Annotated in this window: 12 protein-coding genes; 9 read left to right on the plus strand and 3 right to left on the minus strand. The window is 48.8% G+C overall.

Annotated features, from left to right (window positions below):
- The first annotated feature begins 23 nt into the window (after positions 1–23).
- From SGI97_03525 to SGI97_03555, 7 genes are all read left to right on the plus strand, one after another.
- Entirely contained in the window at positions 24–494 is a 471-nt protein-coding gene (locus SGI97_03525; protein ID MDZ4722961.1) for a hypothetical protein, read from the plus strand.
- An 89-nt stretch (positions 495–583) separates the two neighbouring features.
- Positions 584–931 (plus strand): rhodanese-like domain-containing protein, encoded by a 348-nt coding sequence (locus SGI97_03530; GenBank protein ID MDZ4722962.1) that lies wholly within the window; start codon positions 584–586, stop codon positions 929–931.
- Between the two features lie 258 nt (positions 932–1,189).
- Positions 1,190–1,696, plus strand: coding sequence for a hypothetical protein (locus SGI97_03535; GenBank protein MDZ4722963.1), 507 nt, complete (start codon positions 1,190–1,192; stop codon positions 1,694–1,696).
- A gap of 177 nt (positions 1,697–1,873) precedes the next feature.
- Entirely contained in the window at positions 1,874–3,412 is a 1,539-nt protein-coding gene (locus SGI97_03540; GenBank protein MDZ4722964.1) for a YifB family Mg chelatase-like AAA ATPase, read from the plus strand.
- A gap of 639 nt (positions 3,413–4,051) precedes the next feature.
- Positions 4,052–6,421, plus strand: coding sequence for an IPT/TIG domain-containing protein (locus SGI97_03545; protein MDZ4722965.1), 2,370 nt, complete (start codon positions 4,052–4,054; stop codon positions 6,419–6,421).
- A gap of 128 nt (positions 6,422–6,549) precedes the next feature.
- A complete protein-coding gene (locus tag SGI97_03550; protein MDZ4722966.1) occupies positions 6,550–8,301 on the plus strand; it encodes a SpoIIE family protein phosphatase in 1,752 nt (583 codons plus the stop codon).
- Positions 8,302–8,777: 476 nt separating this feature from the next.
- Entirely contained in the window at positions 8,778–8,987 is a 210-nt protein-coding gene (locus tag SGI97_03555) for a hypothetical protein (GenBank protein ID MDZ4722967.1), read from the plus strand.
- 98 nt (positions 8,988–9,085) lie between these two features.
- On the opposite strand, the gene lptE is transcribed toward SGI97_03555, so the two are convergent.
- The 3 genes from lptE to hutU all read right to left on the minus strand — a co-directional run bounded on the left by lptE (position 9,086) and on the right by hutU (position 12,624).
- A complete protein-coding gene (gene lptE / locus SGI97_03560; protein MDZ4722968.1) occupies positions 9,086–9,607 on the minus strand; it encodes an LPS assembly lipoprotein LptE in 522 nt (173 codons plus the stop codon).
- Positions 9,608–9,623: 16 nt separating this feature from the next.
- Positions 9,624–10,889, minus strand: coding sequence for an imidazolonepropionase (hutI, locus tag SGI97_03565; protein ID MDZ4722969.1), 1,266 nt, complete (start codon positions 10,887–10,889; stop codon positions 9,624–9,626).
- A 79-nt stretch (positions 10,890–10,968) separates the two neighbouring features.
- Positions 10,969–12,624: a urocanate hydratase gene (hutU, locus tag SGI97_03570; GenBank protein ID MDZ4722970.1), complete on the minus strand. Its 1,656-nt coding sequence runs from the start codon at positions 12,622–12,624 to the stop codon at positions 10,969–10,971.
- Positions 12,625–13,041: 417 nt separating this feature from the next.
- Here hutU and SGI97_03575 point away from each other — a divergent pair, with 417 nt between their 5' ends.
- Positions 13,042–13,650, plus strand: coding sequence for a redoxin domain-containing protein (locus tag SGI97_03575; protein ID MDZ4722971.1), 609 nt, complete (start codon positions 13,042–13,044; stop codon positions 13,648–13,650).
- Between the two features lie 564 nt (positions 13,651–14,214).
- The coding region (locus tag SGI97_03580) for a hypothetical protein (protein ID MDZ4722972.1) at positions 14,215–15,522 on the plus strand (1,308 nt) is incomplete at its 3' end.

Below are 15,522 nucleotides of genomic sequence, written 5' to 3' on the forward strand. Positions count from 1 at the left end.
ATGAGACAGTGGAGTATATGCAAATGAAAAAACAGGGTATTAAATGGATTGGGATTTGTGCTATTTTCTCAATTTTCTCAGCGCTTATGTTTTCGTGCTCTCAGAACGCTCAAAGTGATCCACGGGAGGTCGTTATTGCGCTCTTTGGAGCGATGGAGAAAAATGACGATGCCGCGCTCTTTCATCTGCTTGATGTGCCTGAGCTTATGAAGAACAAGGAGAGCGACTATAGCCTCAACACGGATGAGCCGCGAGTTTTTCACAATCCGCAGGATGTAGTCAAAGATTTGATGGATGGCGGACTGACCAAAGAACGATGGTTCGCATACCAGCGAATTATCGGTAAAGCATCGATCACGGGCGATGCTGGCTCGGTCGACGTGATGTTTGTCGACAAGGATAAATCCCAAGGATATCGCACCCGATTCGGCGTCCACAAAGTGGGCGAGAGCTGGAAGATATATTCTTTTAAGACCATCGCTGAAGGCTCATAGGCCTTTCCCATTGTCTATGTTAAGGTCGGTTAATCTTTTGACCCTACAACAACTATTCTATCATAAAATATCTTCAGGGGGATTAAGTTTTGTCTGATATCGAGGCGCCTGCTGTCACGGTTTTGGAGTTACAACGCATCCTGGATTCAGGCCGTAAGATTTTCCTTTTGGATGTTCGGACGGCTGGCGAGTTTGAAGCGGGACGTCTGCCATTCACCGACATTTTAGTCCCCCATGATGTTCTCTCGGCACGAATTGAAGAAATCCCCAAGGACAGAGAGACTGAAATCTATTGTTTTTGCCGAAGCGGACGTCGGAGCGCGATTACGACAACTTTTCTGAGAGGTTTGGGCTACGAGAAAGTGTTCAACATAACCGGTGGAATAATTGCGTGGAAAGATGCCGGCTTTGATTTGATAAGCGGCCCGGCTGAATAAGAGTCTGTGACATTCGTCTCGTATCGCATTGTATTACTTACAGTTAATTAATGTAGAGAGAGCTTGAGACAGTTTTTAAGGGTGGACTTGGGCGCTCGACTTTTGGCCTGACTAATTTGGAAACTCTTGATTGCACATCTGCGAGCCTTAATCGTAATTCTAATGCATAGAAAATCGAAAATTTGGTTGTGCTGAAGCGGGTGGGGCTGTATATTGACTCCCACTGAAATCGATATGTTGTCGGAGGAAAAAATTGTGATGAAAAAAGTATTAACTTTCATAGTTGTATTGGCCGGAGTCTCTACTTCGGCATGGATTATCAGCTGTAGGAACGATGTCATTGTGCCTGATCCCCCAACTCTCATTGGCGATTATAAGGGCATTTATTCGTATCTTGAGTTGGATGGAGTTGACACCGTTGTGGTCAAGGGCCAATACATAACGATGAGGTTCACCTCCTCCTTTTTCCAGATGCGCTGGGATGAGACGGTCAATCTTGCGCTCTACCCGGATACTGTCAAGACAAGAAATTTCTGCGATATTGATGGCGATTACACGCTTAACAATGGCGTTCAGTTCATTGTTTTGGATTCAAGTACGACCCCGGTTGTCTGCAGGGAATCCCAAAATCCTTACGGATCATTTGCTCTTGATCAATCACGAGTGGAAACTATCGACACTACTTATATGAACCAAATCCTGCAGGACCCAGTTTCCGGCAATCAGTTGCGACGCACCATCCGTCTTGTTGCAAACAACAATTAGGTTTTTTCTTTCATACTGACTCCTTTTAGTTAAACCGGCCCACGGCCGGTTTTTTTTGTCCAAATTAAGTCATTCCAAAAATCTACTGACAGTAGCTGTCAGGGCTATCCCTGATACTTGTTGCGCAGACAGGATGATGGTAAATCAGACCTAAAAGCGTATTCAGGATGGAGGAATATGTTAGCAAAGGTAGTATCGTCGGCGACCCTCGGTGTGGACGCTTACACAGTGGAAGTTGAGGCTGACATTCAGCAACAGCTTCCGGCATTTGTCACAGTCGGGCTTCCCGATGGCGCGGTACGTGAGTCAAAAGAGCGCGTCACTGCCGCAATCAAAAACTCAGATTTTGTTTTTCCGGCTAAAAAAGTAACTATTAATCTCGCGCCGGCAGATATTAAAAAGGAAGGTTCGGCATTCGATCTGCCAATCGCGGTCGGTATTTTGGCGGCAACAGGACAAATCCTCCGTGAGCGATGCGATGACTATGTCCTGCTCGGGGAACTCTCTCTCGATGGCGCGGTCCGGCCAGTCCCGGGTGTTCTGCCTATGGCCATGAATATTCAAAGCGGCAATGGCATAAAAGGGATAATTGTGCCGTATGAGAATGCCCGCGAGGCCGCCATGGCAGACACAATTCCTGTCTATCCGGTCAGGTCTCTCAAAGAGACTGTGCAGTTTCTGGAAGATGAATCCACTATAGCGCGCTATCTCATAAATATTGATACGGCCTTCGAAGAAGCGCGAAAGTATGCAGTCGATTTTTCCGATGTCAAAGGCCAGGAGTCAGCGAAAAGAGCGTTGGAGGTTGCCGCCGCCGGAGGGCACAATATTATTATGATCGGCCCACCCGGCTCTGGTAAAACAATGCTTGCGCGCCGCATGTCAACTATTTTGCCGGATATGACAATCCCTGAAGCTCTGGAAACGACCAAAATACATTCTGTCGCTGGACGCCTTGCCGAAGATGCCGCTATTGTCGCTACCCGGCCGTTTCGTTCACCTCATCACACAATTTCTTATGCAGGGCTTGTGGGTGGAGGGGCAATTCCAAAACCGGGCGAGGTCTCGCTTGCGCATCATGGCGTTCTCTTTCTCGATGAACTTCCGGAATTCAAAAAGGATATCCTTGAAATGCTTCGCCAGCCGATGGAAGACAAACAGGTGACAATTTCCCGGGCATCGACGACCATCACCTATCCGGCGGGATTCATGCTCATCTCAGCTATGAATCCATGTCCGTGCGGCTATCATGGGGATCCAAATCATTCCTGCAACTGCAGTTCGGGGGAAATTCAGCGCTATATGTCGAAAATTTCCGGACCGCTGATGGATAGAATCGACATTCATATCACTGTCCCATCGGTCAAATTCAAAGACCTTTCATCGAATGAAGCCGGTGTAGATTCATTGAGCATCCGCTCGAGAGTCAACAAAGCGCGTCAGAGGCAATTGGCGCGATTCAAAACTGAAAAGCACATTTACTGCAACGCCCATATGGAAGCGCGTGATATCCGGAGAGTCTGCACGATAGACGAGAAATCACAGGCGTTGCTTGGGCTGGCAATTAAAAAGCAGGGACTATCGGCGCGGGCGTATGACAGAATCCTCAAAGTCGCACGAACGATCGCAGACCTTGCCGATTCAGACGCCATCGAGATGGGTCATCTGGCCGAGGCGATTCACTACCGGACGCTTGATAGGCATCTGTGGTTATGACAGTTTTTCTCCTTTCTCCATCAACAGGCGGGGTTCGGGAATGACTGGCGCGCGTGTGCTACTCGTCGCGCCGCTCTAGTCCCGGCTCCCCTGTTAATTGGAAGGTGATTTTTCAGGTTTGGGGGAAGGGAAGAGGTGGAGACCGGAGAAAGTTTCGGCATACGAATATCGGATGAATATGAGATTGTCAGGACCGCCCGCCGTGGCGGACGGTGTGAAGAAAGAGGGAGGGCAGCCCTCCAATGTCGGGCAACCACAGGGTGCCCCCTACAGGACAATCAAATGATAACTCTGTTTATTCCGTAGGGGCAGGTCCCTGTGCCTGCCCTCTTTCGTGAGGGGGACAGCCATGACGGATATGAGGAATTTGTTGGTGCACGGAAACGTACACCAGCCACGTAAGATGGCCTGCGGAATCGCTGAACCACAGGGGTTCATCGCTACAAGACCAAGAGAAGAGAACCCGCCACAGCTTGCGGTGTGATCTGAATGTTGGCGCCCGACAGTACGCCTGAAGCGCGTTTTATCCATTGACAAGAATGGATATTCGCCTATCTTATCACAGTATTAGTACATCTGGACGTGCAACGTATTCAACGCGCGACAAAACATTCAGTTCTGATCGGAGTAGGTTACATCATGAAGCGATTTTTAATAGTCTGCGCTGTTTTCTGTTTTATTCTTTTTTCGCATGATGTCGCTCTGAGTCAACAATGCTGTGTCGGAAGTACTGGTAACATCGATGGTTCTCCCGGTGATTCGACCGATGTCTCTGACTTGACATCTCTCATCGATTTTCTTTTTATCAGTTATGCCGAGCCGGCTTGTCTCGCCGAGGCAAATGTCGATGGGAGCATCGATGGGGTTATCGATGTGTCCGATTTATCGGCATTGATTGATTTTCTTTTCATTAGCTACGCGCCGCTTATTCCTTGTGAGGATGAGACTCTGATGGACCCGGCTGTACGTATGGCAGCTATTGACAGTGTTGACAGTTTCTCTAGCACCCTTAACTGGTCAAATCTTGATGCTGCCAACAATCAATTAGCAGATTATATCAATACCCTTCCTGAATTTGATACGGCGGGGGTTATAGGTGAGACTGGAAACGTGTGGGCACTTTTTGCCGACAGTGTGATGCTCATGTTTGGCAAAAATCGGCCACCATCGGATTCTGCTTCCGCTGTAGGCCCGACAGTTTATGAATCCATTGATGAATTGAATCAAATCGTGATACCGGATAATTCTAAGCCAGTTGGGAACGTTACCCCGCAGCCGTCTGCCGCAGCAAGCGAGGAATTACCGGAATCGGCACAAGTTCGTATGATTCAGACTTTGGGGGCTTATTTCACGCCTGCTGGCCCAACTATACGGTCGTGGCTGACATTGAATGGTTATTTCATGGCGGCGTCAACATCGGGTACGGTCAACGCCCTCAAGTCCGTGAGCGGAGATGGTATTCTCTATTTTGACGGCCATGGCGGGGCGGGTTATTACGACCCGACCCTTACCGTTGGAGAGTTTGCTTTGTGGACAATGACAGAAGTGACAGTTGCAAATATTCCTTCGTATACCGCAGATATGAAGGCTAAGCGTTTGGTTCTCATGATCGAAGTTGTCGGTGTGACGGTTGCTGGAGCGGAAATAAGAGAACTCCATTACGGCATTACATCTAAATTCATAAGCTACTATTGGGGAAACTTTGCTCCAAACGCGATGGTCTTTATTGACGCCTGCGGAGCAGGCGGCTCCTTGGCGGCAGGGTTACGAAACGCCATGTTGAACAAGAATGCGTCGGTCTATTTCGGCTGGTCTCACATAGTAGGTAGCGATGCCGCCGCATTGGTTGCGAAGTTCATGTTTGATCGCCTGCTTGGGGCAAATGAAGCGGCTCCAAAAGAAACTCCGGACCAACGCCCCTTTCCGTATCCCGACATCTACGGAGATTTGGCAAATAGGGGGTTACATATTCATCCAAGCCTTAGCGCTGGCGGTTTGACAACGTTCAAATCATTTCATGGATCTGGGAATTTCGGCCTGCTCGCGCCAAGTATTTCATTTATGAGTATGGAGGAAGCGGTTGATGGTTTGACTATCAATGGCATTTTCGGGACTGACCCGGGCGCGGCCGACAGGCGTGTGCAAGCAGACGGGGTCGATCTCAATGTGGTAAGCTGGACACCGACCGAAATAAAGTGTGACATCGGAAGAGACGGCACCGGCTCAGCTGGCCCGGTGGCTGTGGAAGTGCGTGGGTCATTCGGTGACCTAACGCCTCTGACATATCGAAAAAGCAACGTAGTCAATCTGACTTCCTGGCGGATTCCATTCCATTACGAGCACCAGGAGGGTGGGGCGAAAGTAGTGGTAGAAATGAATGTTCATATTCGCGCCGATATACACGCACACCGCGAGGTAATACACGAGCCGCCGGTCAACCTTGTTGGTGTCCCCTTCTACCATGCCCTGGACTCCTACGGAAGTTTTACGGCCGGCGGGAGCGGAACTGGCTGTACTGGCGGATGCTGTTGGACGAGCACCTGGTCGGGTGGCGGAGAAATACCCATAATCGAAAATGCAGTCGACGCCATTTCGTTTGGCGCACTTGGAGGTATAGATCCACTGCATCACACTTTCACCATGTCCATGGGAGCCGGAATAGATGTCGGTATAAACACAAATGATTGCGGTTCGTGTTCTAATGACTGTTACAATTCCACTTTGAGTTGGAGAACGGAGATAGCCATAAATGAAGGTTTTGACCCTGAGCCGTACTTTACTATGTATTTGAACAGCAATTATGATCTGATTCCGGGCGAACGCGTTCCGTCTGGAATTATCCCGGTGACGAATTACATATTTTATGACGATGGCGTAGCGACCATCAAGTTAACCTGGCCGGCTGTTGTCGCTGAATTTCCACCAGACCCTGACGGGGCGGTTCGGTCGCCTGAGATGTTGAACGCGCCCGTGAACATTACCCCCGAGCCTCCGACAGGCGCGAAGTAAGCCACTTTTTTTCGTATTACTGGCACAGTAACGCGTTTTCTACTATTAAGACGCACGTATACTCATGGTATTGAGGTCATTTCAAATATGATTGACTTTATCATTGTGATGCGTACCTTTTCAGTCCCATGTCCAAGATTACACAGCGCACACGTACCGAAAAGCTTCTGCTCGAAGCCGCTCGGATTTTCAACTCGACATTAGAATACGAAGACCTCCTCGAATCGGTCCTCAAACTGGTCATGACTGCCGCTGGTTCCGAAGCCGCGCTTGTGTTCAGAGTCGACCATCATCGAAGCGACATGAAAATCCGCTTTATGCTCTGCGCCGAATGCGACATGAAAGTCATCAAGAGAGAGTTGAATGAAGAAGTTACACATTGGGCATCGCGCTTCCGGGAGCCGTTCATCGTCAATAACGCCTCAGACAACGGTTTTGTAGACCCTGAATTGAGCGCATTGGTAGGCATAAAAATCCGAACCGTGCTCACGGTGCCGCTTATCGGCAAAGGGCATATGATCGGAGTCATCCAGGCTCTCAACAAAGCCGATGGCGAGTTCACCGATGCCGACCAAGATATGCTCACTGGTCTCAACAACCAAATTGCGGTGGCAATCGACAACGCCCATCTCTATCGCGAAGTTAAACGCGAAGCGCTTGAGAAAAATCTTCTGCTCGAAGTCGGGATGAAGCTTTCGAGTTCGCTCAATCTCGATGAGGTCCTCAGGGCAATTATGTCATCGCTCAAACAAGTAATATCCTACGATGTCGGCGGCGTCTTCCTGATCGACCCGGAGGAGATGAAAGTCAAATCCATATTTGTGGTAGGCTATGATCCGAGCTATGATGAAAAACTCCAGCTCAAAATCGGTCAAGGCCTTATCGGTTCGGTGGCCCACACGGGTGAGCCGGTCAATGTGCCGGATGTTTCCAAAGACAGCCGATATGTGGATGCCAACCCGAAAACCAAAAGCGAACTGGTTGTTCCGATAAAGCTCGGCGATAAAATCCTGGGCGTCATAAATCTTGAATCCGATCAGCTCAGAGCATACGACCGGCGCACGATCTCGCTTGTTTCGGCCTTTGCCTCGCAGGCGGCGATATCGCTCGAACGCGCGAGACTTCATCAGAGCTTGCTCGACGCCAAAAAACTCGACGAACAGTTAAACATCGCCAGAGAAATTCAGCGTTCGTTTTTGCCGGAGCGGGATCCCGCCGTGGCCGGATATGATGTTTGTGGGACAAACATTTCATCGGGGCAGGTTGGCGGTGATTATTACGATTTCATACGAATAGTTGACGGCCATACCGGTATTGCCATAGGCGATGTTTCCGGCAAAGGAATGCCGGCGGCTCTGATTATGGCATCTTTTCGTGCCTCGCTTATTGCAGAAATCCGCAACAATTATTCCATCAGAACTATCTGTCAGAAAGTAAACTCCCTCCTGTTCGAATCCATGGAATCGGGGAATTATGTAACGGCCGTGTATGGTGTGCTCGATGCCCGTCATCACATACTAACATTCTCAAACTGCGGCCACAATCTTCCGGTCTTATTGCGCAAAAACGGACAGGTCGAATATTTAGCTGAAGGCGGCCCGGTGCTCGGAGTCACCAGCGATGCGACATACGAAGAGCGTGCGATGGTTCTCAGCCCCGGCGACACGGTCGTTCTCTATACGGACGGTGTGACAGAAGTTTTCGACAAAAATGGAGTGGAATTCGGTCTCGACAGGCTCATCGAGGTTATAAAGAAAAATAAGGCGAAGTCAGCCAAAGAGATTCAGGCCGCGATTTATGCTGTCGTGACAAAATTTGCGAGTGAAGACCATATTTACGATGATCTCACGATGATAGTCATCAAGCGGCTGCCCGTTTAAGTCGATAAGGGTGGAGTATCCAAAAGATTCGCCTGTCGACGAGAGGCGGATCGAGATTTATTGAGTACGTGGAAACCCGATAGGGTCCGGGGGGCGAGCATGTCGAATAGAAACATCATTATACAACCTATAAATCTTCTCAAAGTACTCCTCGCCTGTATTAGTTTTCTTACCATCACAAGTCTCGCAGGAGTTTTCAGCAAATACTACCTCGGATACGATCATCTTCGAGGAATCATTCCGCTCTTTAATTTGGCTTATGAGTCAAATATCCCGACGTGGTTTTCGTCGGTCATCCTCTTGGTTGGCTCGATCATAGCATTTGTTATCGCTTCCCAGAGACGGCAATTCAAGAATGTCGGTTTTAAGTATTGGTATGGATTGTCCGCGATATTTCTCTATTTGTCGGTAGACGAAGCGGCGAGGCTGCATGAGTCGTTGGAGGAATTGTTGAGGCTTCGGGCCTCAAAGAGACAATGCCCAGTTTCGGCTGGGTGCTGCCATTTTCAATTGTGACTGTGGTGGTAGGGATAGCTCTCTGGCGATTTATCGCACAGCTTCCTAAACGCGTGAGGAGCCTGCTCTATCTGAGCGCAGTCTTATATGTGGTGCTGGTCTCTCCACGGCGGACAAGCAAAGATGGCCTGCACGAAGACGAAGATGGATTCCAGCTTGCGCTGGAATGACAGTTGGGAAGGGAATGACATTTAGATCTGGAATGACATTTGGCGCGAGATTGACATTAAATGACATTATATGTGCCCCCTCAATATATATGCCCCCTTCACCATGAAGTTATCGTCTTATTGAGAATGGCCTCCACCAGACGCGCGACTGCTTTCGATTGTCCGACTTCTTCAGTCTCAGTCGCGGCATCGTAGATCCCTTCCTGAATTGTGACTTCTTTCCATATATCAGTCTGGTCTGTCGGATTCCTCAAAGTGAGATCAAAACTCATGACCACTTTGTACTGCTCAACCTGATCGTTCTGGTCAAATCGATGCGGCAGACGTTCATACCGATTCAATGAGCCAATCAACACGGCCTCGGCATTTTCTTCGGGAAGCAATTTGATACTTCCCTCCGCGATAAAGGCATCGGTGATGAGGGTTGTTAATCGTTCAGTCAAAGTCAGCTCCGAAGTTATGTTTTCAAACGGGAAAATATAGATGGAACTGATACTCGATTTCCCTTTCGGATTGAACGTGTAGACACTGCAACCGGAACACATAATCAAAATAACCATGAGAAGAGCAACTGTCCGAACAGTGTGAACGAAGTACTGATTTCCAGAAATGTTTCTCATATACGATCCATCATTATCAGCCGACAACGAGCTTCCCTTTTTTAATTACTTTGGTCACCAAATTCACTCCGTAATGATAGGGAAGTTCGCGATAATCCGCCATATCCCAGAGCACAATATCGGCCTGCTTGCCGGAGACAATCTGGCCGATAGTTTTCTCCCGATTTATTGAAACCGCGGCATTGACTGTGACCGCTGAAATTGTTTCCGCCGCAGTCAGTTTCATATGTATTGCCGCCAACGACATAACCATTGGCAATGACTCAGTGCAGCTTGAGCCCGGATTGCAGTCTGTCGACAGGGCGATAACAACACCGGACTCGATCATTTTTCTTGCTGGAGCGTAATGGCGTCCGCCGAGCGAAAATGATGTTCCGGGCAAAAGCACAGCCGAAGTTCCACTACTCGCAAGTGCCTGTATGCCGTTCTCTGAGATAAACATCAGATGATCTGCGCTGACGGCGCCCATTGATGCGGCGAGTTCCGCACCGCCGGTCGATGCGAGTTCATCGGCATGGAAGCGAAGTTTCAACCCCGCGCTTTGGGCGGTTTGTTGAATGAGGCGCGACTCTTCGATACTAAATACCCCCTCTTCACAAAATATATCTGAAAACTCCGCGAGGTTAGCCTCAACCACAGCCGGTATCATTTCGTTGAGAATTAAATCTATATATCCTTTGCGGTCGTTGCGGTATTCATCGGGGAATTCATGCGCTCCCAAAAAAGTCGAGACCGTTTCCATCGGATGATGATTTCTCAGTTCGCGAATGACTTCGAGAGACTTTATCTCAGCTTCCGTTGACAAGCCATAACCGGATTTTGCTTCGATAGTCGTCACCCCATGCGCCAGAAGCCGGTCTAATCGCTTTTTTGCTTTCTGAAACAGAACTTCTGATGATGTCACGCGAAGGTCCCGCACCGATGATCTGATTCCGCCGCCGGATTCGGCAATTTCCATATATGTTTTGCCCTGGGTTCGCATTTCAAATTCCCTCTCACGCGTGGCCGAGAAAATGGGATGGGTGTGGGCATCGATAAAACCCGGTGTGACCACACATCCGCCAGCATCGATTACCCGGCATCCGAACGCAAGCGGCGAACGTCGTTCTATTTCATCTGAATCACCCACCGAGACAATTTCTTCGCCTGCGGCGGTAATGCCGGCATTTGTGATCAGCCCAAGATCATTCATTGCCTTGCCCTGCCGCGGAACATCGCCGGCCATTGTGACCAGTTGTCCGATGTTCTTTATAAGTAGAGTCGCTTTCTTATTTACATGCATTGTTATAGTGATTTTGTAGGCGTCTCATCGTGACGTTGAATGATTCAGGTATGCGAGACTTAGCGTTACATCATGGAACTCATTTTTTCGCCATCGGAATCTTTACTTTATTGTCTTTGGCGAACTTGGTGGCATCGTCATACCCTGCATCGGCATGACGAATAATTCCGGTGCCCGGATCGTTGGTCAGAACGCGATTCAATCGAAGTGACATCTCTTTTGAGCCATCGGCGACAATCACCATCCCGGCATGAATCGAATTGCCAATGCCGACTCCGCCTCCATGGTGGATCGACACCCATGACGCGCCTGAGGCAGTATTGAGCATGGCGTTGAGCAGCGGCCAGTCGGCGATAGCATCCGAGCCGTCTTTCATGGCTTCGGTTTCCCTATAAGGCGAAGCAACTGAGCCACAGTCGAGATGGTCGCGGCCAATGACCATCGGCGCGCTAATTTTGCCCTTCTTAATGTAGCTGTTGATTATTTCCCCGAACTTTGCCCGTTCGCCATATCCAAGCCAACAGACCCGGGCAGGTAGACCTTGAAAGGGAACTTTTTCGCGGGCTTTTTTGATCCACCTCACAAGCGGCTTATTGTAGGAGAACTCTTTGAGAATAATGTCATCTGTTATGGCAATGTCTTTAGGGTCTCCCGAGAGTGCAACCCACCTGAACGGCCCTTTCCCTTCGCAGAAAAGCGGCCGTATATATTCCGGCACAAAGCCGGGAAACGAGAATGCTGTTTTCAGTCCGCCGAGCTCAGCTTGGCCGCGAAGGTTATTTCCGTAATCAAAAACAATCGAGCCGGCTTTCTGAAACTTTATCATGGCATCGCAGTGTTTGGCCATCGATTCGAACGAGCGCGCGATATACCCTTTGGCATCAACTGTGCGAAGGCGTATTGCTTCGGCTACGGTCAGTCCTTCTGGGATGTATCCATTGAGTTCATCATGGGCCGATGTCTGGTCTGTCACAATATCGGGAATAATCCCCCTGCGGAATATCTCAGGAAAAACCTCGGCGCAATTGCCGACCAGCCCTATAGAAATAGGGACGCCGGATTTTGTCTGCTCTTTTATGAGCTTAAGGGCCTTATCGAGCGTTTTGATTTTGATGTCGCAGTAGCCGATTTTGACTCGTCGGTCGATGCGGGCTTCATCAATTTCGACAACCAGCGCCGACGCGTTATTGAGTGTCGCCGCCAAAGGCTGGGCGCCGCCCATCCCTCCCATGCCGCCGGTCAAAATCCATTTTCCGGTCAAATCGCCGTTGAAATGCTTGTCAGCGGCGGCGGCGATCGTCTCATAGGTGCCTTGGATGATCCCCTGTGTGCCTATATACATCCAGGACCCGGCTGTCATTTGGCCGTACATAATAAGTCCAAGCTTCTCGAGCTGGCGGAATTTCTCCCATGTCGCCCAGTGCGGCACAAGATGAGAATTGGCGAGAAGCACTCGCGGAGCATATTCATGGGTCTGAAATACGCCTACCGGTTTTCCCGATTGGATTAATAGTGTTTCATCATTTTTGAGTGACTTCAGCGAGCGGACAATGGCCTCATAACAATCCCAGTTACGTGCCGCTTTGCCAGACCCGCCGTAGACGATTAGTTCCTGTGGTTTTTCTGCAACCTCGGCATCGAGATTGTTATTGAGCATTCGGAGGGCGGCTTCCTGGTGCCACCCGAGGCAGGATAGTTTCAATCCGTGCGCCGCAGAAACGGCTTTGGCTTTCATCGAGTTACCTGCATACAAGCGGGCAATATACTTGTCGCATGCGCGATAGTCAAACGCTGAGTTTGGAGGGGGGAATGGATAATAGTTGCTTTGGATTCTCACGAGAACAGTTTGTGGGATGACTTCTCTGAAAATTTCAAACGAATGACTTGACAACAGGTCAAGAATAAGCTTGCTTGTTTCTATTATCAAGAATGTCAACTGAAAGCTAAGGCAACTGTGATCATGGTTTTGTCAAGAGAGAAGCTCGCTAAATCGAGGACTCTTCTCTTTATTGCCCCCCCCCCGCGATAAATCGCTCTTTTCTCGGCTTTCAAGAATCTGTCGATTCGCGACCGACTTTCATCGAGAATCATTCTTTTCACATACCGAATCTATGTCAATTGGCAAGCGCGAACTCTTCACAGGGAGGGCAGCTTGATCCAGCATAAGAATCAAAGTCCACGAGCAGGCCACCGAATACTCTCGGTTTCGCTCGTTATCCTGTTGGCATCAGCGCTCGCCTATTTCGGCGGTACTTTTGCAGGGGGTATCATTAACAATCAAAAAGAGGCCGAGGTCGCGGCTGAAAGTCAGACCGAACGTGAATTATTTGCTAAACAGCTCTTGGAGCGTATGGGCACACTTTCGGTCGGCGATACCCTGCCTGATTTCGAGTTTGATGCCACCGATGACCATCATTTCATGCTATCGGATCTGATTGTAGGCAATACGATTATCACCTATGTCGAGCCCACTTGTAATTCCTGTCATGGCCAGCTTCTGATGATCGATTCGCTGATAAAAAGTAACCAGTTGTCGCCGGAGCGGATAATTATGATTGCAACAGGAGATTTTGAGGCGACCAAATTCATCCATGAAGAATCGAATTTCTCGTTTCGGATACTCAATGACCATCAGAGGGAAATCGGTCAGAAATATAAAATCTCTACATACCCGTTTAATATATATATTGACTCATCCAGAGAGATCACCGCTCTTCACCCGTACGCGCTTAGAAGGGAGGAGATCATCTCTGTTCGGTAGTTTCAGTTGATAGTTCGTTTATGTCGAAACGAGTGTTCCCATCTGTTGTGGAACACCACACAATGGAAGTGTTACTATGTTTACAAAACAATTACTCGGAGTCATTGGACTAGTATCATTATTTATGTTCATCTTTGCCATGGCATTTACTGTGGCGGCTCCGGCCTTCGCAGGCCCTGAACCGCCGCCGGGTGAATTTTGTTGTTATATCATGGCTGCGATGATCCTACGTATTGGTCTTGCGAGGGTTGGTTGCAACTGCACACTAATATCTGCGTCAATAATCCTCCGCAGCCCCCGCCCGCCAATTGTCTCACGCGGTGTCGTACCTGCCCGCCGATTTGAACAATTGATGGATCCTCATATCAAGCTATGTCGCTAGGCAAGGTTTCCTGGCGGCATAATTTTGCTGTCGGGCGCATTCGCGCTCGACAGCACTAAGTTAATGAGTGGCGATGAACGCAATACACTATTTTCGCCCATGTACGTCTCAATGATGTATGATGCGATAATATGTGCTCACTCATCAAGATGGACCAAATGTCGTCGGAGATTGTGATTTCAATGCTCAGAACAGTATTCCTCGTCTCAGTCATAGCAATAACCACCTTCACGATCTCTACCGCTCAAGACAGTTCAGCTTATATTTACGGTCTGCAAACGAATAACAAATTGAAGATGCTGTTCTACAATATGGGCGTGTTCTATCAAGTGCCTCATGATATCGTTCTTGACCCGTTAACCGGGCTTCATCATAAAATATTTACTTATCCACCTGAGAGCGGTGGGTCATATCTTGCCGGTCATATCACAATTGGCGGCATCGTCAATAGTGATACGCTCAGTACACGTTTTGGATCATTCGAACTTACGACTGATCCTTCAACCTTTGGATATTTTGGCTATCAAACCAAAGATAACCGGCAGAGTTACTACTCGCACGAGGCCCGCTCAGAGCTTGATCTTGTCTGCCAGTATCTTGATACAGTAATCAAGACACCGTTCTCGTCACGTTTTCCCTTCTATCCAGAAAACAAACATACCCCGCTCAATATCAAAATACGCCAGCGGTCGATGGCTTGGTCTAGCCCCCCCGTCGATGATTTTATCCTCGTCAGCTATGAACTTGAAAATATCGGCAAGCAAACGATTGAACAGGTCTTTGTCGGACTCGGGGGCAATCATTCGAGCAATTTTAATCCGTCTGACTCTAATCCTGGATGCTACGTCGGTCATCTCAAAGACTGGCCTTCTATTGATGGTTGCAACTATCGGGACACAGTCGGGATCTCTTATATCATCGACACCGACGGCAGGTTCAGTAACGGAGAATGGAGTGATATAACTCCGAAGGCGGGCGTCGGAATGCGACTTTTAGAAGCGCCAAGCGATGCCAAACGACGCAATTACAATTGGTGGACGCCAGCTCAACTTCACTTCGGGTCAATGGCTTTAGAGCTTCCGTGGGGTCCGCGCCAATTTGCGCAGCCCGGAGAACGGTTTCGGGATTTTGGTCATGGCCTCGGCTTTCCTTATTACGATAACAATTATTACTATCTTATGAGCAAACGCGAATTTGACTACGATCAGATGTTTGCCGCGGTCGACCATACAGCAGAAGGCTTTCTGCCGCCTCATGGCGGTGCTGTCTCGTTTGCAACTAATAGTAATGCCAGAAATAATGCTGAATTCGTCTACAGCTTCGGCTCTTTTGATCTGCCTCCCGGCGCTAGGGCTGAATTCACCATAGCAATTGTCGCTGGTGATTCAATCCATGTCAATCCCGATGATTACAAAAATCTCTTTGATCCGGCTAATCCGACACCATACTATAATTCTTTAGACTTCTCACAGCTTGCCAACAATGCCCGG

The organism is Candidatus Zixiibacteriota bacterium, from assembly GCA_034439475.1.
In the GTDB taxonomy this organism is placed as follows: domain Bacteria; phylum Zixibacteria; class MSB-5A5; order GN15; family FEB-12; genus JAWXAN01.

What these genes read in the sequence shown, in the direction of transcription:
- SGI97_03545 (MDZ4722965.1), top strand. Translation starts at nt 4,052, where the DNA reads ATGAAGCGATTTTTAATAGTCTGCGCTGTTTTCTGTTTTATTCTTTTT.
- SGI97_03535 (MDZ4722963.1), top strand. Translation starts at nt 1,190, where the DNA reads ATGAAAAAAGTATTAACTTTCATAGTTGTATTGGCCGGAGTCTCTACT.
- SGI97_03540 (MDZ4722964.1), top strand. Translation starts at nt 1,874, where the DNA reads ATGTTAGCAAAGGTAGTATCGTCGGCGACCCTCGGTGTGGACGCTTAC.
- SGI97_03525 (MDZ4722961.1), top strand. Translation starts at nt 24, where the DNA reads ATGAAAAAACAGGGTATTAAATGGATTGGGATTTGTGCTATTTTCTCA.
- SGI97_03555 (MDZ4722967.1), top strand. Translation starts at nt 8,778, where the DNA reads ATGCCCAGTTTCGGCTGGGTGCTGCCATTTTCAATTGTGACTGTGGTG.
- lptE (MDZ4722968.1), bottom strand. Translation starts at nt 9,607, where the DNA reads ATGAGAAACATTTCTGGAAATCAGTACTTCGTTCACACTGTTCGGACA.
- hutI (MDZ4722969.1), bottom strand. Translation starts at nt 10,889, where the DNA reads ATGCATGTAAATAAGAAAGCGACTCTACTTATAAAGAACATCGGACAA.
- SGI97_03550 (MDZ4722966.1), top strand. Translation starts at nt 6,550, where the DNA reads ATGTCCAAGATTACACAGCGCACACGTACCGAAAAGCTTCTGCTCGAA.
- hutU (MDZ4722970.1), bottom strand. Translation starts at nt 12,624, where the DNA reads ATGAAAGCCAAAGCCGTTTCTGCGGCGCACGGATTGAAACTATCCTGC.